Consider the following 22,775-nt stretch of genomic DNA (forward strand, 5'->3'; position numbering starts at 1 on the left):
TGAACCGGTATTCATCCTGTATCGGCCAGAGTTAATCTTGTCCGTATATTGCTTCGAGTTAGACTGAGTCTTTACCCTTAGCGGGAGCAAGTCATGGAAATCATCCACGCTGACATCTGTCATCTTAACCAGATAGCAACTCTGTTTAATGACTACAGGGTGTTCTATCACTGCCAATCAGATTTAGAGCTTGCCAGAGAGTTTATCGCTGCGCGTTTAAATAACAATGAATCTGTGATTTTTCTGGCGGTGGAGAATGACAGGGCCCTTGGCTTTACTCAATTGTATCCATCGTTTTGCTCGGTGGAGGCCTGCAAAATAGTGATTCTTTACGACCTGTATGTGGCAGAAGATGCCCGTAAGTCCGGTGTCGCGACTGGGTTGATGAATGCCGCCAGAGCTTATGCGGAAGGCACTGGTGCCAGGCGTATGGATCTGTCGACCCAGAATACCAATCTTCCCGGTCAGCATCTCTATGAAAAACAGGGCTATCAAAGAAGTGGTGAAGACTTCTATATCTATTCTTTGTACCTTTAATTGGGGTTTTGCCTGCCGATTAATTGCAGACAAACAAAAAGCCACATCGAATATCGATGTGGCTTTGTTATTTCAGCTCTTTGTCAGCTGATATCAATCTTTGGTCGGAATACGTTCTAGTACTGCCAGCAGTAATTGCCAGTATTGACCAACAGTCTCAATGTTGACCATTTCATCCGGGCTGTGCGGGAAGCGAATGGTGGGGCCAATGGAGACCATATCCATCTCAGGGTATGGCTTTTTGAACAGACCACACTCCAGACCTGCGTGGATAACCATGATCACAGGTTCTTTGTGATAGATATCCTGATAGGTTTCACGCACGATCGCCATGACAGGTGAACTGTTATCCGGCTTCCAACCTGGGTAAGCCCCTGACAGTTCGATTTCAGCACCGGCCAGATTGGCCAGAGCGATCAACATGCCTTCTACCTGGGTGCGACCTGAATCAATCAGTGAACGGATCAAACACAGAACTTTGACTTCCTGCTCGTCGGTGGAGATTACGCCCACGTTAAGGGAGGTTTCAGTGACGCCTTCCACTTCATCACTCATGCGCATGACACCGTTGGGGCAGGCGTGCAGCAGGTCGATCAGTGTGTTCTGGCTCTGCTCGCTCATCACTCTGGATGGTGTTGCAGCCTCCTTCAGCGTCAGCGTGCCATCTGGGTCAGCGACAGCCAGTTCTTCGCGGATCAGGGCTTCGAACTCAGTAACTTTGGTACGCAGGGCGGCAACATGCTCCTCGGGCACCATAATGGTGACACCTGCTTCACGTGGAATCGCGTTACGCAGAGAACCACCGGAGAAAGCAGTCAGTTCCAGTTGCAGGGCTTCAGCATTTTCAAACAGGAAACGCCCCAGCAGTTTGTTGGCATTGCCACGACCCAGGTGAATGTTCACGCCTGAGTGACCACCTTTGAGGCCAGACAGGTTCAACTCAAAACACTGGTAGCCTTCAGCCGGTGCTTCCCAAACCATAGGCAGGGTGATTTCAGCGTCGACACCACCGGCACAACCCATATAGATTTCGCCTTCCTGCTCTGAGTCGGTATTGATCAGAATGTCGGCTTCCAACATGCCTGCTTCCAAGCCGAAAGCACCTGTCATACCGGCTTCTTCATCTATCGTCAGCAGCACTTCCAGCGGGCCATGGGGAATATCATCACTGCCCAGAATCGCCAGTGCTGATGCCATACCAATACCGTTGTCAGAACCCAGAGTCGTGCCTTTGGCCTTTACCCATTCGCCATCAATCCAGGGTTCAATTGGGTCTTTTTCGAAGTCATGAACCTTGTCGTTGTTCTTCTGCGGCACCATGTCGATATGCGCCTGGATAACCACAATTTTGCGGTTTTCCATACCAGCAGTGGCTGGCTTGCGGATAATCAGGTTACCCACTTTATCTTCGGTAACGGCCAGGCCTTTCTCTTTGGCCCATGCCTGAATATGAGCGCTCAGGGCTGCTTCATGTTTAGACGGGTGCGGGATGGCACAGATCTGCTCAAACCACTGCCACAGGGGTTGGGGATATAACTGGTTAATGCTTGTCACGAAAGATTCCCTCATAAAGGCCTTTGTAATATCTGGCCCGAGTGTATCACAGACCCGGCGCTGCCCAAGGGCTCTGGCAGGTGATGGTATCTACTGGTGGCAGAGAAAGTTGCCAGCTGATGGTTTACTGCACAAACCTGAATGTTGGGGTCAATATGGCTTCTGTACAGCGGACTTGACTCATGGAACCCAAACTTGGGGATATGGGGTCTTTAACCCTCAGCGATTGTGTATAGAATGAGGCTGATAATGACAACAAATGGACCTTACATGACAAGCAACTTCTTTACTCCGGCTGCGGAGAACGCGTGGCGCGAACAGGATTGGGATCTGCTGGTGTTGTTTACCACAGCGGGTGAGTGGCCAGCTAATCAGGTACTGGCTGATATTGCCCAGGCTGGCAAGCTGCTGGATGCCCGTGTGGGTAACACTCTGACCATGCTGGCAGCGCCTCAGGTCAGTGGCGGTCGAATGATATTGGCGCCGGTGACAGGTACTGACAATGAATATCAGGATGTTCGTCTGTTTGCTGATATGGGCAAGCAGGCTGCCGCGTTAGCCAAAGCGGTTGGCGCCCGTCGACCTTTGCTGATGCTGGATGCCAAATTGGATGCAGCATACAAGCAAGCGTTGCAGGTTGCTGCTCTGGGTTTTGCTCAGGCGTTGTGGCAGCCGCTGGAGAAGCGCGAAGCTGAAGGTTTGTCTGCTGCATTGGATGCCGTGGGGGTATTGGCCGATGAGCAAACCGTTGCTCAGTTGAGCGCCATTGAGGCGGGCAAATATCTGGCGCGGGACCTTTGTGGTACTGAGCCTGAGCGGATGTCAGCGCCGGCGTTCGCCCATTACAGCGTGGCACACCTGCAGGACTCAGGGCTGACAATCAGGGTAGAAGAGAACCGGGATGCGCTGGAGCGGGATTACCCGCTCATGAGCGCGGTAGCCAGAGCTTCTTTTCAGGTCGCTCGTCATCAACCCCGTGTTGTGCGGTTCGAGTATCAGGGTGAGGGCGAGTGTCAGCATACTTTCCTGTTGGCTGGCAAAGGTGTGGTGTATGACACCGGCGGCGCGGATCTGAAGATTGGTGGTGCCATGGCCGGTATGAGCCGGGACAAGGGGGGCGCTGCAGCTGTAGTGGGGCTGATGAAGTCGCTGTCGGAACTCAAGCCAAAAGGGATTCGGGTCATTGCCGATGTGGGATTGGTACGCAACAGCATTGGCTCAGAAGCGTTTGTTACTGATGAGATTATTACCAGTCATGCGGGCGTGCGGGTACGCATTGGCAATACAGATGCCGAAGGTCGATTGGTGCTGGCTGATGTGCTGTCTCACCTGCGTATTAAGGCAAAAGAGTGTGTTGCTCCTGAGCTGTTCTCGGTTGCTACTCTTACTGGTCATGTGGTTCGCGCCTATGGAGGCTACACTGCCGCGGTGGAGAATGCGGTCGCCAGGGAGCAGGGCGTTGCCAACAGTCTGAACGAAATCGGTGAGAGTTGGGGGGATCCTATGGAAATCTCCCGATTGCGTCGTGAAGACTTTGCCAAAATCCGTGATGTCTCAGATGCGGCAGATATTCTCAGTTCCAATAATGCGCCGTCCTCCATTACTGCAAGAGGTCACCAATTCCCGGCGGCCTTCCTGCTGAAAGCCTCGGGCCTGATGGACAACACAGGCGAGGGTGAGTTACCACTGCCATACACTCATCTGGATATTGCTGGCAGCGCCACTGAGGGTGATCCGGTTTATGGCGTGCCAACTGCGGCGCCGCTGACGGCTCTGCTGCAGTACATCTTGTCCAAATCCAGTCATTGATCGGTATTGATGGCTAAAGGTAAAACGCCGTGGGTTACCCTGCGGCGTTTTTTTTAGGCTGGGGCTTGGCATGATTGTTTGGTAATAAAATTACTTAAATTTGAGTTTTTAGAAAAAATATTCAGCGATCTATTGTAATAAAACTACAGAAATGTAGAATGGCTCGCGTTGGTTGAGCCAAGGTGGCCACCAGCTCTAGTTCACCTCCTTACGGAATAATCTCCAAGGATATGAATGATAAGTTGTCTCCACGGAACCGAGAATCTCTAGCTCCAGGGAACCGAGCCAAGCTTCGCTAGAGTAATTTTTTTACAACTTTTGATTTCGGAGTATCTCAATCATGGCTTATCAAGCGATGACCTCTATTTATTGGCAGAGCACCTGGTTTGATACCAGTGTTTTGCGTGGTGGCATTTACCCAATGTCACTGTAAGGACTCACACTCCTTACCGGAAAGTTTCCATCATCCATCAACCTTTGTATCACCCTTTGGGTGTGTTTCGGACAAACTGCTTTTCTGTTGTTAGTCACCTTTCGCATCGGTGGCCCTGATTACTCGCTGGCGCGGTAACCAATTTCCCTGCGGAAAAGTATGAGTTTTGTCTTGGCCTGCTCTTTGAGCAGGCTTTTTTTTTATCTGCAATTTGCTCCCTGGGTGTTCCCTTTAGCGTTTAACAACCCGCAACATAAGCGAAAGATGTACCAGCATCGTCTAAAAATCAGGTCGATCGTTCGGCTTTTGGAACAATATGTTCTGTCTGGTGGGCGTTAGCTTGCTGGTCTGATCTGGTTGAAATTCCTATAATCCCGCCGAAATTGTGAGTGGCTTTCCAGGATGGCAGTTCCGGTAGGTACCGGGTCACTTACCCACACTGTTTGTTTCGCGCTATAGGAACCAGCTTCCATGTTGGAAAAACTGTTCAAACTCAAGCAAAACCAAACCAGCCTTAAGCAGGAAGTGATCGCAGGTTTTACCACCTTCCTGACCATGGCCTACATCCTGTTTGTTAACCCTATGATGCTGGCAGATGCCGGTATGGACCATGGTGCCGTATTTGTGGCCACCTGTCTGGCGGCAGCAATTGGCTGTATCGTCATGGGTGTCGTTGCCAACTATCCCATTGCACTGGCTCCCGGTATGGGTCTGAACGCCTTCTTCACTTACACTGTGGTAGGTGAAATGGGCTACAGCTGGGAAACTGCATTGGGTGCAGTATTCCTGTCCGGTATCTGTTTTATGGCCTTGTCTCTGGCCCGTATTCGCGAGTGGATTGTGAACTCAATTCCTATGTCGCTGCGACTGGGTATTGCTGCTGGTATCGGTCTGTTTCTGGCGCTGCTTGCGCTGCAAAGTTCAGGTATCGTGGTTGGCAGCCCGGCGACTCTGGTGACCATGGGGGATATCACTTCCTTCCCTGCGCTGATGGCGACTCTGGGATTCTTTATCATTATCGCGCTGGTTCAGCGTGGGTTTAAATCTGCGGTGATTATCAGCATCCTGTCTATTACTGCATTGGGTGTGATTTTCGGTGGTGTGGAGTACAAAGGCCTGGTGTCTGCGCCGCCGTCGATTGCGCCAACCTTTATGGCCATGGACCTGTCCGGTGCGCTGGAAATCTCCATGCTGTCAGTGGTATTTGCCTTCCTGTTTGTTGACCTGTTTGACACTTCCGGCACTCTGGTGGCGGTCGCTCAACGTGGTGGTTTCCTGGATGACAAAGGGCGCCTGCCTCGCTTGAACCGTGCTTTGATGGCTGACAGTACAGCGACTATCGCAGGTGCTGCATTGGGTACGTCAACCACCACAAGTTATATTGAAAGCACCGCAGGTGTGAGTGCTGGTGGCCGTACCGGTTTAACTGCGGTTGTTGTGGGTCTGCTGTTTTTGGCTGCTCTGTTTATCTCACCGTTGGCAGGTATGGTGCCAGCCTATGCGACCGCGGGTACTCTGTTCTATGTTGCCATTCTGATGATGTCTGGCCTGGTGCATGTAGAGTGGGAAGATCTGACTGAAGCAGCTCCTGTGGTTGTGGTCTGTATTCTGATGCCACTGACATACTCTATTGCTACCGGTATCGCCTTTGGCTTTATCTCTTACGCCGCTATCAAGCTGATGAGCGGTCGTTACCGTGACCTGACTGCTGGCGTAGTAGTGTTGGCTGCCCTGTTTGTGGCTAAGTTTGCGTTCGCCTGATAACGCAAGTTATCACGCAACTCTGCTTCGGGTTGATCACTGAGTTAAAAAGCACGTCACAGGACGTGCTTTTTTGTATCCGGGGTGATTCCTATGCGGATGAAATCTTGCTCATCTATGATGAATATCCATCATATGCCTGTTGCGGGTACTGTTAATTCCGCGGGGGATTGGGTATAAGGATCCATCGAATTTTTTATGCTGAAACAGAATGAACGCAAGTGAGATAGCTTACCGCCGCGTAGTGGTAAAACTGGGAACCAGTGTGCTGACATCAGGCAGTCGTAGCCTGGATAAAGCGCAGATGGCGGAATTAACCCGCCAGATGGCGCATCTGATGAAAGCCGGTGTGGAAGTGGTGTTGTGTACGTCCGGAGCAATTGCTGCCGGTCGTGAGCATCTGCAGCACCCCCAGTTGCCCGATACCATGGCCAGCAAACAGTTGTTGGCAGCGGTAGGGCAAAGTCAGTTGATCCTGGCCTGGTCACAGCTGTTTGGTATTTATGGTTTTAATGTGGGCCAGCTGTTGCTGACCCGTGCCGATCTGCATGACCGTGAACGCTATCTCAATGCCCGCGATACCTTGAATGCTCTGTTGGCTCAGGGGATTGTGCCTATTATCAATGAGAACGACGCTGTCGCGACACAGGAAATCAAAGTGGGCGATAACGACAACTTGTCTGCCCGTGCTGCACTTTTATGTGATGCTGATTTACTGATCTTGCTGACAGACCAAAAAGGTTTGTTCGACGCGGATCCCCGTAATAATCCTGATGCAAAATTGATCCCCGAAGTCGCCAATATTGACGATAGCCTGCGTAAGCTGGCTGGCGGCTCTGTGTCCGGTCTGGGTACAGGTGGTATGGCCACCAAGCTGGAAGCGGCAGATATTGCCCGTCGCGCCGGTATAGAAGTGGTGATCGCTTCGGGTCAACACCCGGATGTGATTAAGAAGCTGAGCTGCAAAGAAGCTGTCGGTACTCATTTCTGTGCTATTGAGCATCCACTGGAGAGCCGCAAGCAGTGGATCCTGGCCGGTCCCAAGCCAAGAGGTCAGCTGGTACTTGATGAAGGTGCGGTGAATGCCGTGGCCAATAAAGGTCGCAGTTTGCTGTCCAAAGGCGTGGTATCCGTTGAGGGTGAGTTTGAGCGCGGTGACACCCTGGAGCTGACCGATGCCAACGGCAGGGTGTTTGCACGCGGTCTGGCCCGCTATAACGCGGCTGCCATGCAGAAGATTGCCGGTAAGCACTCGGATGATATCGAGTCTCTGCTGGGGTATGACTATGGTGATGCTGTAGTACACAGAAACGATATGGTGGTGTTGTAATGACGATGAGTGCACAAGACAAGCAGACTTACCTGGACAACCTGGGTAAGCAGGGCCGTGAAGCCAGTTATTCTCTGGCCAACCTGACTGCCAAAGATAAACAGCAATTGCTGACAGCGATTGCCGCATCACTGCAGGCCCACAAGAAAGAAATTTTGGCCGCCAACGAAATGGATGTGGCCGCCGCCCGTGAAGCTGGCTTGAACGATGCCATGGTGGACCGTCTGCTGCTTGATGAGGTCCGGCTGCAGAGCGTGATTGCAGACATAGATAATGTGATTGCCCTGGCTGACCCCGTGGGCAGTGAAATCGACAGTCGCGTGCTGGACAATGGTATGCGTCTGGCCCGTCGTCGCGTGCCTCTTGGTGTGATTGGTGTGATCTATGAAGCCCGGCCCAATGTGACCGTGGATATTGCGGTACTGGCGCTGAAGACAGGCAATGCTGTTATTCTGCGTGGCGGTAAAGAAACCGTAAATTCCAATCGCGCGCTGGCATCCGCCATCCGCCGCGCTGTGGTCGAACAGGGTTTGCCACAGGATGCTGTGCAGCTGATTGATAACCCGGACCGCGAGCTGGTCAGTGGCCTGCTCAAGCTGGATCAATATGTGGACATGATTGTGCCCCGTGGTGGTCAGAAGTTGCAGCGCCTGTGTGCCGAGCAGGCGACTATTCCGGTCATCCTCGGTGGCATTGGTATCTGCCATATGTTTATTGATGAGCAAGCTGATTTAAGCCGCATCAACCCGGTGATCATCAACGCCAAGGTGCAGCGTCCAACTGTCTGTAATGCACTGGATACTTTATTGGTACATGAAAAGGTTGCTGCCGAGGTGATTCCGGCGGCATTAACCGAGCTGGCAGCTCAGGGCGTGCACTTTTATGGCTGTGACAAAACCCGGGAGCTGGCTGCAGGACTGAATGTTGAGATGCATGCTGCTGATGATGAGTCTTTCAGCACTGAGTGGCTGTCGTTGACTCTGGGCGTACGAGTTGTGGCCGATTTGGATGAAGCCGTGACCCATATCCGCCGTCATTCCAGTGGTCACTCAGAAGCGATTCTGACCGATAATATTCACACTGCGGCTCGCTTTATGGAACAAATCGACTCATCTGCAGTGTATGTGAATGCCAGCACCCGCTTTACCGACGGAGGCCAATTTGGTCTGGGCGCAGAGGTTGCTGTATCTACCCAGAAGCTGCATGCCCGTGGACCCATGGGATTGGAAGCCCTAACTACCTTTAAATGGTTGGCCTGGGGCGATTACACCGCCCGCAGCTAAGCTAAATAAAAAGGCCGCATTGATGCGGCCTTTTTTATCGCAATTACTCTGACTGTTTCAGCTCATGGGGATATTTAAGGTGATCCGGCAGTGTGATGGGTTGCCCAAGTGGCGTGCTCATAGCGTAGATATACAGGCCCAGCACGATAAGAGTAATCACTATGGTCACCGCCCTCAGAGCAGCAAAAAACTGTTGTGAAAACGGGAAGTATCTCTCCTGTACGGCGCGGTCCAGGCCGATAGAAGGTAAAAGAAACATAAAGTAGAGCAGTACCAACAGATGGGTGTAATCATTGCCGGTGTAACGTTGAATGGTAAATATTACCAGGCCAACCACAATGCCCAGATATTTGAGCCTGCGCTCATTCTTTAAATTGATAAACTTGCCGGGCTCGTCCATTGCCCCTCCATGCTTGCTTCCAGTCCTCTGTTTCTGTTTATAACCCTCTGATGCCACAATTGCAAAAAGGCTTTTTAAGAGAATGCTTAACAGTGTTTAAGATCGGCAAATTTGGCATTCAGCACCTTACCCAGATCCGCTGCCTTTAAGCTGAGTTGCAATCCACGCTTGCCACCGCTGACATAGATAAAATCAAAATTGGTCGCAGTATCGTCTATCACAGTGGGTAAGCGTTTCTTCTGCCCCAAAGGGCTGATGCCGCCCACCAGGTAGCCGGTGCTTTTCTGGGCCGGCTCTACCCCTGCCATGGTCAATTTCTTCAGGCCGAGCACTTTGGATAATGCCTTGAGATCCAATTGATGGCTGACAGGCACCAGAGCGACGGCAACCGGTGCTGAGTTGCTGGATTCAGCCACCAGAAGTGTTTTGAACACCTGCGCCGGATCCGCGTTCAGTTTTTGTGCAACCTCGTCGCCAAATGCGTGCACCTCTTTGTCATGATGGTACTCATGTAACTCATATTGGATTTTGGCTTTCTTGGCCTGGACTGTGGCTGGAGTCATCTGAATTATCCGCGGTAAATAGCGAATTATAACGATAGCAGCGTCGGGCTTCCGTGATCTTTCGTTTAGCTTACTGGACGCATTCTCATTATGTTCAACGGAAAGAGATTGTGAAGGGACTGGCACAAAGAGGATACGGTGGCAGCAGCGACAGCCGAAGTGAATGAGCACGGGGGGGCACTCGAATTACAGTGTCTATCCATCAGGCCTGAGGCTAATCAGGCTTTGGGAGCACCTTAATATTACTTCTGTATCGAGAGGCGTCACCAATTGAATTGGACATCAGTATCTCCCTCGCAATAGCTTCCTTCGGAAGAGGAATTTCGATTTCAATTAGATGAGGAATTGCCCTGCATAGATCCGGCTTTACCCTGAGTAATTGCAGGGTTGTTTGTTGTTCACTTTCATCAATAACCTTCACCTTAAATGATTCAACACCTGTGCATCCGGTTGAAACAACCGCCACCTGGATACTCTTTCCCACTACCTTTACGCCATAAAGCAGCTCGGGAGAGGCAGATCTGACGTAGAAGTTGTTCATTTTGGCATGGTAGATGGTGGCGATGGCGGGAACAGAAACCATCGCAATAACAACCGCCAGTAATAATTGGTTTTTCATATTGAAGCTCCTGACAGGGCTTTGGAGATAACTCCAAAGCCCTCAAATGGGTTTATGCCCGTTTGCGTCTTGGGCATGACACCATTGCCAGAAGTGCCAGCAGTAAGATCAACGATAGTGAAATACTTCCACCTTTGCGCTTCTCCTGAATGATGACAGCGCCCTGGCTGGTTGCTTGTGCGCCGTACTGATCTGTTACTGTCAGTTCAAACTCAACCTTGCCCGCTTTTTTGCCTGGTTTTAACGTCGCAGTGTTATTGGTATTGCCAGTGAGGGTTGCGCCACCTGGGTTACTGGTTAGCTTCCAACTGTAACTGAGGGTATCTCCGTCAGGATCTTTTGTTGCGCTGGCATCAAGCTTAGCCGTTTTGCCTATCTCAACAGTCTTGGGGGCTTTAATGGCTATGGTTGGGGCCTTATTGGTAATGGTCAGTTGTACATTGTCCAGGTAAGCCTTGTCGTCCCCATCACTGCCGGAACCATCTTTGGTATAGGCAAACAATACTCTATCTTTACCTTTGGAAAGAGGGAGTGTCACATGCAGGAATTTGTCCTGGGTACTGCCGCTGGCAAACAGTTCTTCATTTTGGTTTACCGATACCCGCAATCCATCCTTATTGGCTTCGGAGCTGACAAGATAACTGAAGCTTAATTCAGTGACCCTGTCACTGCTGATAATGCCTAACAATGCAGCGGCGTTATCATCCTCAACAGAGTCTGTTTCTATGCCGCTGTCACCTGTGTATGTTTGACTGGACTGGGGTTGCCACTTTCCTTTGCCCCCCGTGTGCCACTCGATAAAGCCCGGATACTTGATATCCAGCAGCTTTTTCAGGTCAAGATCTGATTTCTCTGCAATTTCAACAGAGACATTGGAATTTGCTTGTTTAAGGTGAGGGTGGCTGGTTTCCAGCGCCATAACTAAGCTTGCAGCCCCAGCATTGTTAGTGGCAAACTTAAATTTAATATCGCACTCTTTGCCCGGTTCAATATCCTTCGTATTACAACTGTTATCGGTAACTTGTGGTGAAGCCAGATTTTTCAGCTCATTGAACTCTACTTTATTAACAACAAATCTCTCGCTTCCTTCATTCTTGATATTTAAATTTTGAATGACGTCCTGAGCCATTTCCAAATAACCCAAATCGAGCTCTTTGTTGAATGTCACTCCCGAAGATAGCCCATAAATCCAGTCAAGCATCTTGGAGACTCTGACGTAGACTCCCGGCAGATTATCGCTGGCACAAACCTGGGCGCCCCAACTGACAATGCCGGTTTGATAATATTGGCCGTCTCTTTTCATAAACAGCGGACCACCGCTATCGCCGTTACAGGAATCTTTTTTTATCTTGGCATAGCCAGCGCAGATCATAGCGTCAGTAATAGGGTTCTTCTGACCCATATATTCTTCATAGTTGGTATTGCATTGGGCTTGGTTAAATTGCGGCACATCGGCCTTTTGCAGTATTTCTGCAAGGGGTCTTTCGTCATTTTCAATGGTGACGCCAAAGCCAATGACAGTCATCATATCGCCGTCTTTCAGCTGCTTTGCCTGCTCAAGGGTTATGAGCTTGATTGGAACTACTCCTTCTGCAGGTTTTTCCAGCTCCAGCAGAGCGGTATCAGTGGCTGGATCTGCGTAGATAGCTTTGAGCTTGTGACGTTTGCCTTCGCCGGGTTTGTTGACATCGTGAAGCCCGACAATCACATCTATGGAACTTGGGTCTGCTTGGCCATAGCCGACACAGTGGGCGGCAGTAAGGATGTATTTTTTTCCTATCAGAGAGCCACCGCAAAAAGGCTGGACAGAGCCTGTGGTTTGCGTGTTGGAGCCAATAAGTGAGACCATAAACGGGAACTCACCCTTCTGGGCATTTTCACCACCAATGACTCGTGGCGTGGGGTTTGAGGCTTTTATTTTTGATAGGTTTTCGTATGTGTCCTTTGGCGCCGCGAGACAGGCGCTACTGGCTGTTACCACAAAAGCGGTAATCAAACTTGTTATTGTGGGGTGGGGCATTGTAAACTCCAATTGTTTAACTGTGCTTAGTTAAATGAAATCCTGCCTGAATTAGATTGCCGTCTATTCAGGCAGGTACTCGAGCAAATCACCGGGCTGACAGTCCAATGCTTCGCAAATTAGCGCCAATGTCGAAAACCTGATCGCTTTTGCTTTTCCTGTTTTCAATATCGACAAATTTTGTATGGATATTCCAACTTTGTCTGATAGTTCACTTAATCGCATATTCCTTTTGGCAAGCATTACTTCAAGATTTACAACTATTCTCATGCATAATCCATGTATTTAAATCAGAGTATCGACTTCTTCTTTTAAGTTTGCTGCATAACTCATTATTCTGGCGACTACAACCAGAAAGGAACCAAACAGCAGCAATGTAGCATTGTTATATATGATGGTGCCGAATTCTGGAGCATCTGATGGGTCCATTCCAGATTCGAGGGTATGTGGTGACACACAGTCAATCATCTGGGGGTCGCCCTCTGAGAAACTGCCAAACAAGATCGCTTCATCCGGGAGCCCTTCGCTGATAATAATATTCTCCATGGGCAGGCTAAACAGCAATGACTCGAATGTAATTGATGCAATTGCGTCGGTAAAATAGAGTGCAATCAACAACCATCCTATATTTGCCATTCTTTTATTATTTAGTGGATGGAAAACAATACCTTGTGAATAGGACTTAAATAGCCTGTCCAGCTTTATCAGAATCATTGCTGTGATGATCAGACAGACGGGGACAGAGATATACCAGAGGATTTTAGTGAACCATTTTGGAGAGTCATGGATGCTGGTGGACATGGCATCATCAAAGAATGAAGAGAATAACAACTCCTGAATCATGAAAGAGTTTGTGCGGGTAAATAGTTGAGTATCAACACCATAAAATAAAAACAAACTAATATTTGAAAGCAGTATAAGGCCGCAAATCAGCCACAACAGCCATCTCACCCGTTTTCCCAGATTGCATATTCTGGCTATATCTGAATTTGATTCCATATTAGTTTTCCGAATCCAGGTATCGAGTATGGATTTAACGATATTCATTAAAAATTTAATGTTAAACATTAAATTAACAAAGTCAAATGTTTTGCTGTTCATTCTTATGTTGTTGTTAATATGGGGTTATTTATGTTCTGGTTATCAGCGGGGCTTTTTTTTCTGTCACCTCACGGTTTGGTTCTGCTCTGCGTGATCATTAAGATGATGTCGTCTCATTCGCCCACTTAGCTCGTTGCCCTGACCAGAGGTGTGCTGTTTTTTTCTTTGTGCTGAAGTAATCAGAAGAAATTGATATTTACTTGTTTTTGCTTGGAATAAATAACAGGAGCAAGTAATGCATTCTCCGTCCGGAGGGCTTACTTCTAAGACGTGTATATTTGGGTTGTTTACATGTTGATAACTTTACGCCATTAATATTCAGGAGAGCTAAATAATAAAATGTGCAGTAGGGAGGCGCTATGGGTCAGGATATTAGTGACACCACCAAATCTCATCATGATAAACGCCTGTTTATGCAGCACCTGCTCAAGGATGTCCAGGCCCTTGAAACTATGTTGCAGCAGAATAAATTTGAAACTGGTGTCAGCCGTATCGGCGCCGAACAGGAGTTCTTTCTACTCGGGCAGGATATGGAGCCCGCCGCCAAAGCCCAGGAGGTTCTGGAACATCTGGATCCGGACTTCTTTACTCACGAACTTGCATTATTCAACCTTGAAGCGAATCTTAGTCCCCGGGAGTTTAAAGGGGATGTACTCAGCGCTGTGCAGCGGGAACTTGATGGCCTGGTAGCTGACCTTAAAAAGGCAGCAACCGGGGAGAGTTGCAATGTGATGGCCACCGGGATCCTGCCGACCATAGCGCCCAGGGATCTTGAGCTGGACAAGATTACCCCCAAGAACCGTTATTTCGAGCTCAACCGTGTGCTATGCGATATGAAAGGTGAAGATTATAAGCTTTATATCAAAGGCATAGATGAGCTTTCATTCACCCATGACAACGTGCTTATTGAGGCTTGTAACACCAGTTTTCAGGTCCATTTTCAGATAGCGCCGGAGGAATTTGTACATTACTACAATATTGCTCAGGCGATTACCGCGCCCGTGCTTGCGGTTGCTGCCAACAGTCCGATTTTGCTGGGTAAAAAGCTCTGGCATGAAACCCGGATTGCACTGTTTCAACAATCAATTGATACCCGTGACAACAAGCTGAACAGCCGGGAAATGGAGCCCAGAGTCTGGTTTGGCAGCAAGTGGATCGATGCCTCAGTAGCTGAAATCTTTAAAGAGGACATTTCCAAGTTCCGCATTCTGTTTGCCGAGCAATGTGAACAGGACTCAATGAAGGCGCTGACCAATGGTGAGATCCCCAAGCTCAAAGCTTTGTGTCTTCACAATGGCACCGTCTATCGCTGGAATCGCCCCTGCTATGGTGTGAAAGACAATTTACCTCACCTCAGAATTGAGAATAGAGCATTGCCTGCCGGCCCCACCAGTCAGGATGCCATTGCCAATATGGCGTTTTACCTGGGTCTGCTTAATGGCTACGGCCATACGCTGGACGATGTCACCAAGCTGATGCCCTTCAATGTGGCCAAAACCAACTTTGATAATGCCGCGGCTCAGTCACTCAATACCACAATGGAGTGGTTTAACGGCGAACAGCTCAGTTGCTGTGAGCTTATTGAAAAGCACTTGCTGCCTGTAGCCGAGAAGGGGCTAAGGCTGGCCGGGCTGGATGAGGCAGATATTCAGTTGTATCTGGGGATAATTGCTGGCCGGGTAAGTACCAAAACCAACAGTGCCATATGGATGATCCGCAATTTCGACTTTATCCAGAGCAAAGGTTTTAACGCACGTATCAGCAGTAATCTGTTGACCCGCGTGATGCTAAATCGTCAGGAAAGCAACTTACCGTTGCATCAATGGAAAGATATCAGTGCCACAGAGTTGGAGGTGTACACCAAGAGCGGCAAAACCGTTGAGCAGGTGATGGATACCCGGGTGTTTACCGTTAACGAGAACGACCTTATCGACTTCGCTGCCAAGATTATGCATTGGAATCATCTGCGCACTCTGATAGTCGAATGCGATAATGGTGACATAGTTGGTGTCCTGTCTTACCGTCATATTTTGGATATTTATGGCACCTATGCCGAGCAGGGCGATGTACACCTGGTTCCGGTAAAAGACTTGATGAGTCGCGACGTTATCACCTTATCCCCCACGACAAGTGTGAAAGAGGCTGTTGAGCTGATGCAATCAACACAGATTTCAGTCGTACCCATCATTCATGACGGTAAACTCGTTGGAGTATTGTCAGATAAGCAACTCTTCAATGAGTTCTCCCATTGGTTGTCGAGTTTGTACTGAATTTATGACTGAACCTGTATTTCATTGGCTTAAGAGTTCACCGACGGGACCATTGATGGTGCTGACCGGCTTTGTCCATGGCAACGAGCCGGTTGGACATTACGTATTGGAGCAACTTAAAGAGTGTATAGCGGGTCTGCCGACTAAAGGGAGTTGGTTGTTTGTAGAAGGAAACAAACAGGCATTCCTGCAGGGAAAACGTTTTATCGACAGAGATCTCAACCGCTGTTTTACTCCGGAAATCCTGCTTGAAGAGACAATTTATGGGCATGAGCCTGAGCTTGCCAGGGCTATTAACAATAAGTTGAGTGCGATTTTGGATGAGTATGAAGACAGAGAGATACACCTGCTGGATCTTCATTCTACATCAGCCCATGGTATGCCCTTTATGTCAGCTCTAACCCGGAATACAGCTGAGCTGCTGCTGCCCGTTACCCCGGTCCCCAAGATTTCAGGTCTGCTGGAACAGCTGCAAGGCTGCCTAGCTGAGTGGTTTGTTCCTGAGTTGACGACCTCTCATATCATTGAATGTGGTCAGCATGATCAGGCATCCACGCTGGAATATGGCCTGAATGCCGTTATATTGCACAGCCATATTCTTGGCATGATGGCCCACTGTGAACAGGTTGAATCTGCAAAAGCTTATCTGGCAAAGGCATCTGCACCCTGGGGAAAAATCTATACCGAGATTTGTTATACCCTGACAGTAAGCAAAGGGGACGAGTTTTCCATGTACCCCGGATTTGAGAATGGTCAGCCGATTCATCGGGAACAACCGCTGGCAACCCTTAACGGGCGGGAGATCTGCGCCCATCTTGATGGCAGGATTATCATGCCCGGCTACCATCTTCCTGTCAGTGAAGGTTTCTTTCTCAGCCAGGATAAGCCTAGGCAATAATCAATCTGGTTAAAATCACTAAATGTGTTGGCAATATTCGCCACCCAGGCAGCTTGATATCTAAGTCTGGAATGGAGGTTTTTGATTAACGTATTGTACTTTAAGGTTTTTTGTTGGTTGGCATTGTCTTTGCTATTTCGTGGGAAAGGAATATTTCCACGGAGATGCAAAATGAACAGAATGCTGAAAACCAAAATTGCTGCGCTAACCTTATCCGGGCTGCTGATATCAGGCAGCGCATTGGCCGACGACAAAACCCTGACTGAATCCTTCGATTATCAGGGGGAGGTTTTACACCTGGATGTAGGAGTTGGGCAGGTTGAGCTGATCGCTTCCAACTCAGATCAGATAGAGATTCAGGTTGAATTGGAAGGTGCCGAAACCGGATTTTTGTTCTTTGGTGATAAGCGTGATGTCAGCGATATCGAACTGGACGTGCAGTTGAATGAAGGAAAGCGCCTGTCTTTGAGCTTGAGTGACAGCGAAGATGTCAAAGAGGAGTGGCGCATTTTACTGCCGGCGTCAGTGGCGGTAAATCTGGAAATGGGTGTGGGCAGAGTTGAAACCCGGGGCATGGACAACAGCCTGGAAATCGACCTTGGCGTTGGCGAGGTAGAGGTGAATCACAGCCACCAGTATGATGACGTTGAGCTGACCTCAGGTGTGGGTGATGTCAGCTTCTCTATGAACGGCAAAAAAGCTGAAGTCGAGCGCGCCATGGTCAGTGCCAGTTACAGCGCCAGCTTGAACGGACAGGGAAATCTTCATGTCGACGTAGGCGTCGGTGAAGTGGATGTCAATGGCAAGTAGAACCCGGTAACTGAATTAAAAAAGCCCTTCAGTTGAAGGGCTTTTTCGTTATTGGCTGTCTGGCTTATTTTTGAGTCTGACGGTAGTGGTCGAAGTGCTCAATATAGTCGTTCAGGTTACCTTCGAGCATCTCTTTATAACGCTCCATATAGTAATCCATCATCTCCTGCTTCTTTGACTGCATCTGCTCTTTGGTTTCAAAACTGGTGGAGCCAAACCAGGCATTGTAACGGGCTACCGCATACATAAAGGAAGCGCTGACTTCGCCGGTTTTGATTTCTGTGTTTTGGTTCTGTTTGTTCGCCAGTTGGATCAACTCACTGGCACGGTCAAAAAACGCTTTTTCGCTGTCAGACATCCTGAATTCCTGTTCTATGGCAAAAGGTATCACTGACCTTTTGCATTTATCTTTATTCGCCGTTAACCCTACGCATTTTGTGTGCCGCAGACAGCAAGCTGGCTCACATTACTGATTTATATGAGTTAAAAACGATGAGCTAAATCTCAATATTGGGAAAAGAGGATAATTGGTCAGCCACTGAGGTTCGGTTGCGGCCATTACTTTTCGACTCATACAAAGCTTTGTCTGCACGAATGAATAGGGCGTTGATGTCGGTTTCGTCATTGCTGAGTTGGGCCACGCCAAGACTTATGGTTATATGGCTGCCATCCAGTGTCGGAAATACCATACTTTCCACGCTTTTTCGCAGGCCCTCGGCGATAGCTGCAGCACTGTTCAATCCTGTATCCGGCAGAAGAATGACAAACTCCTCTCCTCCGTATCTAACAGCAATATCTGATGTGCGGATGCTGGCTTTAATGTTTCGCCCCAGCATTTTTAGTACCTGATCTCCAGAGGCGTGGCCATAGTTGTCGTTAACATGTTTGAAGTGATCGACATCAAATAAGATAATGCTCAGGTTGCTTTGCTCACTTATGCTGGTTTCGATCAACTGCCGCGAACTGTCATGCATGTAGCGGCGATTTTTCAGGCCTGTCAGAGGGTCTGTTGTCGCATCACTCAGAGCATCATCCAGTTTACTCTGTGTCTTTTGATTGGCATCAACAAGAGCATCTCTGGACCGGGTCACTCTTTCCCCCATATGATTAAATGCCGTGGCTAGCTCGCCAATTTCATCCTGTCTGGAGAGTTGGACAGGAATAAAAGCTTTGGAGAATTTGTAGGCCCTGGCTGATTTGGTCAACAGAGCTAAAGGCCGAAGTATGCTTTTATTGACATACCATAGTACGCCTACCATAGCTGCGATAAAGATCAGGGACTCAAGTATAAAGGTGTGCTGAATGGCAGTTTGCATTTTTGAGTATGTATCTCGCCGGGACTTCAACAGTTCTGCTTCTACGGCTTGAAAGGCATCCATTTCAAGTCGTATCTCATCCATTATTTGCTTACCCTGGTCACTGTCGACAAGCTGAATGGACTCTTCAATTTTTCCCGCTTTATAAAGGGTTATCGTATGAGTCAGTTCATTCAGTTTATCGTCGATTAGGTTTTGTATTCTTTCAAGCTTTTGTTGTTGCTCTGTGTTGTCCCGGGTTTTATCCAGTAGTACTTTCAGCTCTTGCTTGCTGCGCTGTACACCGGAAAAAAATGGCTCAAGGTATCTTGGGTCGCCGGTAAGCAGATACCCTCTTTGTCCTGTCTCTGCATCCCGGATTTCACCCAGGAGGTTTTCACCGTGCTGCATGACAACATGTGTGTGAGTTACCCAGTTGTAGTCCTCCTCTGAAGTTTTTGCCATCGAACTTATCAGACTAAAATTGATAACGCTGATGGCCATCAGAGAAGCAAACAGCAGGAAGACCTTGCTGCGAATATTGATTTTCATAAGAGACCTACAACACAGATCTGTTGAACATGACCTTGCCGGGCGCAGTGGGAACCTGAAATTGAGCTGCTTTCGATGAATGCATTATGGGGTATTTTTTCAATTTCATGCCTGAGCCTGAATGCCAGCATTCTGGTGTTCAGGCGGAGCCGAACCTGGGTCATGAATAATCATCCTTGAATGGTTGTGGTGTTTTACAACTTTTTGTATTTGAAGATAATTGATTGTTTCAGTCAAATCTTTGCCCGGCAAATCGAGGATATCTCTGCATTGGTTTTGGACTCCATTGGAGTGTGCTTACTTTTGTTGATTCAACAGATAAATTCGCTGCCTTTGTGTTGGCCATATTTTGTTGGCAAAAAAAGACCGACAGTAAAACTATCGGTCTTATTCAAATATGCTGGTTCAGGACAGTTTGAGATATGTTTAAGCTGCAGGTTCCACCTTGGGGCCCCGGGGCTTCAGTAGTTTCTGCATCACCAGCGCCGACAGAATCAATCCCATACCGGCGATGGTTGACGCGGTAATGGTTTCTTTCAGCACCAGCGCAATCAAGCACATGGACAGCAGCGGCGTTAAAAAGGCCAAAGTGCTGATATTGGCGGCGCGCTCGGCTTTTTTCAGCGCCATCAGCCAAAGTACAAAGGTGATGCCCATTTCAAACAGGCCTACATACACCCCGGCGGCAAGGGCTTCCAGATTCAGGCCTGGTAACTTATCTGTGGTCAGCACAGTGACCAGAATAAAGGGCAGGCTGATGATAAAGCCCAGCATCAGGCTGACAACCGGGTCGCCTTTGTCCCTGGTATTGATGATCCAATACAGGCTCCACAGCAAAGTGGAGGCCAGTGCCAGCGCCACGCCCTGAGGGTTTTCAAAGTTCATTGATAGTGGATTACCGCCGGTGGCGATCACCAATACACCCACATAACCCGTAATGGCCGCGAGAATATCACAGCCCTGTAGTTTCTGTTTAAGCAGAGGGACCGCCAGCAGTGGCAGCAAGATGGCCCAGGTGTAGTTCAGTGACAAGGCTTGTTGGGCTGGCAGCAGCGAGTAGGCTTCGAACAACACCAGATAATAAAGAAACGGATTGAGCAGGCCGGTTTGCAGATAAAACAGTGGGCGCTCGCGGAACTGGCCTTTAAGCAGTTTGAGTTTTCCCTGTACGCCCAGGATCACCGCCAGCGCAATAATCGAAGTACATACCGCAACCAGCACCAGTTGCAGCGGAGTAAAGTGGGCCAGAGCCAGCTTGAAGGCGGTGGCGACAGTGGACCAGCAAAGTACGGCACCAATGCCATAGACATAGGCCAGGTTTGATGTTTTCAAGGTAGGGCTTCCATCCAATGCCCCTGACGGGGTCTGGTACTACAAAAGTCGTATGCATTATACAATGTGTAAAACCTGACCACAGAAAAAAAAGATCAAAATTTTTCATCGATCCCTTGTTTTTGGAAATGGCATCCCAATATAGGGAGTTAAGAGAGATATGGCAGCATGGAAAGCGCGACTTGAAAGCCGGGAAATCCATCCCCATATCACCATCATTGAACAGAATTAAGCGTTATAAAGTTTTTTGGAGGACCCCATGGGTAAAATTATTGGTATCGATTTGGGCACAACCAACTCCTGCGTTGCCATCCTGGATGGTGGTAAAGCTCGCGTACTGGAGAACGCCGAAGGCGATCGTACCACTCCGTCTATCATCGCCTACACCGAAGACGAAACTCTGGTAGGCCAGCCTGCAAAACGTCAGGCAGTGACCAACCCAACCAACACTTTCTTTGCTATCAAGCGCCTGATTGGCCGTCGCTTTACCGATGACGAAGTACAGCGTGACGTAAACATCATGCCATTCAAGATCATCGAAGCTGATAACGGCGACGCCTGGGTTGAATCTCGCGGCAACAAGATGGCAGCGCCTCAGGTGTCTGCTGAAGTGCTGAAGAAAATGAAGAAAACTGCTGAAGACTTCCTGGGTGAGTCTGTAACTGAAGCGGTTATCACTGTACCTGCATACTTCAACGATGCTCAGCGTCAGGCAACCAAAGATGCCGGTCGTATCGCTGGTCTGGAAGTTAAGCGTATCATCAACGAGCCAACGGCTGCGGCACTGGCCTATGGTATCGATAAGAAGCAGGGCGACAACATCGTAGCTGTATACGACCTGGGTGGTGGTACCTTCGATATTTCCATCATCGAAATCGACAGCAACGACGGCGACCAGACTTTCGAAGTACTGGCAACCAATGGTGACACTCACCTGGGTGGTGAAGACTTCGACAACCGTCTGATCAACTACCTGGCTGACGAGTTCAAGAAAGAGCAGGGCCTGGATCTGCGCAACGACCCACTGGCTATGCAGCGTCTGAAAGAAGCCGCTGAAAAAGCCAAGATCGAGCTGTCCAGCACCACTCAAACTGAAGTTAACCTGCCATACATCACTGCTGATGCAACTGGTCCTAAGCACCTGGTGGTTAAAATCACCCGTGCCAAGCTGGAGTCTCTGGTAGAAGACCTGATCCAGCGCTCTCTGGAGCCACTGAAAGTTGCTCTGGCTGATGCTGACCTGTCTGTGTCTGACATCAACGAAGTGATTCTGGTGGGTGGTCAAACCCGTATGCCTAAGGTTCAGGAAGCGGTAACCAACTTCTTCGGTAAAGAGCCTCGTAAAGACGTTAACCCAGATGAAGCGGTAGCTATGGGTGCTGCGATTCAGGGTGGTGTACTGGCCGGTGACGTGAAAGACGTACTGCTGCTGGACGTAACTCCTCTGTCTTTGGGTATCGAAACCATGGGCAGCGTGATGACCAAGCTGATTGAGAAGAACACCACGATTCCTACCAAGGCATCTCAGACCTTCTCTACTGCTGACGACAACCAGAGCGCAGTGACCATTCACGTGCTGCAGGGTGAGCGTAAGCAGGCCAGCGCGAACAAGTCACTGGGTCAGTTCAACCTGGAAGGCATCGAGCCAGCTCCACGCGGCATGCCACAGATTGAAGTAACCTTCGACATCGATGCTGACGGTATTCTGAATGTGTCTGCCAAAGACAAGAAGACCGGCAAAGAGCAGAAGATCACCATCAAGGCTTCTTCTGGTCTGAACGATGAAGAGATCGAAAAAATGGTACGTGACGCAGAAGCTCACGCGGACGAAGATAAGAAGTTCGAAGAGCTGGTAACTGCACGTAACCAGGCTGATGGTCTGGTACACGCGACCAAGAAGCAGATTGAAGAAGCTGGTGAAGCACTGAGTGCTGACGACAAGACCAAGATCGAAGAAGCTATGGCGAAAGTTGACACTGCCAACAAAGGCAATGACAAAGAGGCCATCGAGAAAGCTTCTCAGGAGCTGATCGAAGCCTCTTCCAAGCTGATGGAAATTGCCCAGGCGAAAGCTCAGTCTGCTCAGGGCGGTGCCCAGGCTGAAGCCGGTCAGAGCAATGCGTCTGCTGACGATGTTGTTGATGCCGAGTTCGAAGAGGTTAAAGACGACAAGAAATAATTGAGGTTTAGTCCTTAATTATTCGTCCG

At 49.0% G+C, this 22,775-nt stretch carries 19 protein-coding genes; 9 read left to right on the forward strand and 10 right to left on the reverse strand.

Going from position 1 to position 22,775, the window contains the following annotated elements:
* Nucleotides 1-93: 93 nt before the first annotated feature.
* A complete protein-coding gene (locus ACFOE0_RS03895; protein ID WP_248935370.1) occupies nt 94-537 on the forward strand; it encodes a GNAT family N-acetyltransferase in 444 nt (147 codons plus the stop codon).
* 93 nt (nt 538-630) lie between these two features.
* Here ACFOE0_RS03895 and ACFOE0_RS03900 read toward each other — a convergent pair whose 3' ends face one another.
* Entirely contained in the window at nt 631-2,091 is a 1,461-nt protein-coding gene (locus tag ACFOE0_RS03900; RefSeq protein WP_248935369.1) for an aminoacyl-histidine dipeptidase, read from the reverse strand.
* Nucleotides 2,092-2,361: 270 nt separating this feature from the next.
* Here ACFOE0_RS03900 and ACFOE0_RS03905 point away from each other — a divergent pair, with 270 nt between their 5' ends.
* From ACFOE0_RS03905 to ACFOE0_RS03920, 4 genes are all read left to right on the forward strand, one after another.
* Entirely contained in the window at nt 2,362-3,900 is a 1,539-nt protein-coding gene (locus ACFOE0_RS03905) for a M17 family metallopeptidase (protein WP_248935368.1), read from the forward strand.
* Between the two features lie 904 nt (nt 3,901-4,804).
* Nucleotides 4,805-6,094 carry an NCS2 family permease gene (locus tag ACFOE0_RS03910; RefSeq protein WP_248935367.1) on the forward strand — a complete coding sequence of 430 codons (1,290 nt, stop codon included), beginning with the start codon at nt 4,805-4,807 and terminating at the stop codon, nt 6,092-6,094.
* Nucleotides 6,095-6,305: 211 nt separating this feature from the next.
* Nucleotides 6,306-7,424, forward strand: coding sequence for a glutamate 5-kinase (gene proB, locus ACFOE0_RS03915; RefSeq protein ID WP_248935366.1), 1,119 nt, complete (start codon nt 6,306-6,308; stop codon nt 7,422-7,424).
* A gap of 5 nt (nt 7,425-7,429) precedes the next feature.
* Nucleotides 7,430-8,707 carry a glutamate-5-semialdehyde dehydrogenase gene (locus ACFOE0_RS03920; protein ID WP_248935548.1) on the forward strand — a complete coding sequence of 426 codons (1,278 nt, stop codon included), beginning with the start codon at nt 7,430-7,432 and terminating at the stop codon, nt 8,705-8,707.
* 43 nt (nt 8,708-8,750) lie between these two features.
* Here ACFOE0_RS03920 and ACFOE0_RS03925 read toward each other — a convergent pair whose 3' ends face one another.
* The 6 genes from ACFOE0_RS03925 to ACFOE0_RS03950 all read right to left on the reverse strand — a co-directional run bounded on the left by ACFOE0_RS03925 (nt 8,751) and on the right by ACFOE0_RS03950 (nt 13,308).
* The gene (locus tag ACFOE0_RS03925; protein ID WP_248935365.1) at nt 8,751-9,107 is read right to left on the reverse strand and encodes a hypothetical protein; all 357 of its coding nucleotides are present in this window, start codon (nt 9,105-9,107) and stop codon (nt 8,751-8,753) included.
* Between the two features lie 86 nt (nt 9,108-9,193).
* On the reverse strand, nt 9,194-9,670 hold the full coding sequence (gene ybaK, locus ACFOE0_RS03930) for a Cys-tRNA(Pro) deacylase (RefSeq protein ID WP_248935364.1): 477 nt from the start codon (nt 9,668-9,670) through the stop codon (nt 9,194-9,196).
* Nucleotides 9,671-9,884: 214 nt separating this feature from the next.
* Nucleotides 9,885-10,289 carry a hypothetical protein gene (locus ACFOE0_RS03935; RefSeq protein ID WP_248935363.1) on the reverse strand — a complete coding sequence of 135 codons (405 nt, stop codon included), beginning with the start codon at nt 10,287-10,289 and terminating at the stop codon, nt 9,885-9,887.
* Nucleotides 10,290-10,341: 52 nt separating this feature from the next.
* Nucleotides 10,342-12,309 carry a S1 family peptidase gene (locus tag ACFOE0_RS03940; RefSeq protein WP_283106382.1) on the reverse strand — a complete coding sequence of 656 codons (1,968 nt, stop codon included), beginning with the start codon at nt 12,307-12,309 and terminating at the stop codon, nt 10,342-10,344.
* Between the two features lie 63 nt (nt 12,310-12,372).
* Nucleotides 12,373-12,579, reverse strand: a complete 207-nt coding sequence (locus tag ACFOE0_RS03945) for a helix-turn-helix domain-containing protein (protein WP_248935361.1) — start codon at nt 12,577-12,579, stop codon at nt 12,373-12,375.
* Between the two features lie 15 nt (nt 12,580-12,594).
* Nucleotides 12,595-13,308, reverse strand: coding sequence for a hypothetical protein (locus ACFOE0_RS03950; protein WP_248935360.1), 714 nt, complete (start codon nt 13,306-13,308; stop codon nt 12,595-12,597).
* A 461-nt stretch (nt 13,309-13,769) separates the two neighbouring features.
* Here ACFOE0_RS03950 and ACFOE0_RS03955 point away from each other — a divergent pair, with 461 nt between their 5' ends.
* The 3 genes from ACFOE0_RS03955 (at nt 13,770) to ACFOE0_RS03965 (ending at nt 17,388) form a co-directional block, all read left to right on the forward strand.
* Nucleotides 13,770-15,680, forward strand: a complete 1,911-nt coding sequence (locus tag ACFOE0_RS03955) for a CBS domain-containing protein (protein ID WP_248935359.1) — start codon at nt 13,770-13,772, stop codon at nt 15,678-15,680.
* Nucleotides 15,681-15,684: 4 nt separating this feature from the next.
* Nucleotides 15,685-16,578 carry a succinylglutamate desuccinylase/aspartoacylase domain-containing protein gene (locus ACFOE0_RS03960; RefSeq protein WP_380711434.1) on the forward strand — a complete coding sequence of 298 codons (894 nt, stop codon included), beginning with the start codon at nt 15,685-15,687 and terminating at the stop codon, nt 16,576-16,578.
* A gap of 171 nt (nt 16,579-16,749) precedes the next feature.
* Nucleotides 16,750-17,388, forward strand: a complete 639-nt coding sequence (locus ACFOE0_RS03965; RefSeq protein WP_248935357.1) for a hypothetical protein — start codon at nt 16,750-16,752, stop codon at nt 17,386-17,388.
* A gap of 64 nt (nt 17,389-17,452) precedes the next feature.
* Here the strand turns inward: ACFOE0_RS03965 and ACFOE0_RS03970 are convergent, their stop codons facing one another.
* The 3 genes from ACFOE0_RS03970 to ACFOE0_RS03980 all read right to left on the reverse strand — a co-directional run bounded on the left by ACFOE0_RS03970 (nt 17,453) and on the right by ACFOE0_RS03980 (nt 20,567).
* Nucleotides 17,453-17,746 carry a DUF3144 domain-containing protein gene (locus ACFOE0_RS03970; protein WP_248935356.1) on the reverse strand — a complete coding sequence of 98 codons (294 nt, stop codon included), beginning with the start codon at nt 17,744-17,746 and terminating at the stop codon, nt 17,453-17,455.
* 139 nt (nt 17,747-17,885) lie between these two features.
* On the reverse strand, nt 17,886-19,235 hold the full coding sequence (locus tag ACFOE0_RS03975; protein ID WP_248935355.1) for a diguanylate cyclase: 1,350 nt from the start codon (nt 19,233-19,235) through the stop codon (nt 17,886-17,888).
* Nucleotides 19,236-19,661: 426 nt separating this feature from the next.
* Nucleotides 19,662-20,567: a DMT family transporter gene (locus tag ACFOE0_RS03980; protein WP_248935354.1), complete on the reverse strand. Its 906-nt coding sequence runs from the start codon at nt 20,565-20,567 to the stop codon at nt 19,662-19,664.
* Between the two features lie 259 nt (nt 20,568-20,826).
* On the opposite strand from ACFOE0_RS03980, the gene dnaK reads away from it, so the two are divergent.
* Nucleotides 20,827-22,746: a molecular chaperone DnaK gene (gene dnaK, locus ACFOE0_RS03985; RefSeq protein ID WP_248935353.1), complete on the forward strand. Its 1,920-nt coding sequence runs from the start codon at nt 20,827-20,829 to the stop codon at nt 22,744-22,746.
* Nucleotides 22,747-22,775 lie beyond the last annotated feature (29 nt).

This window comes from Shewanella submarina (assembly GCF_042646185.1).
GTDB lineage: Bacteria > Pseudomonadota > Gammaproteobacteria > Enterobacterales > Shewanellaceae > Shewanella > Shewanella corallii.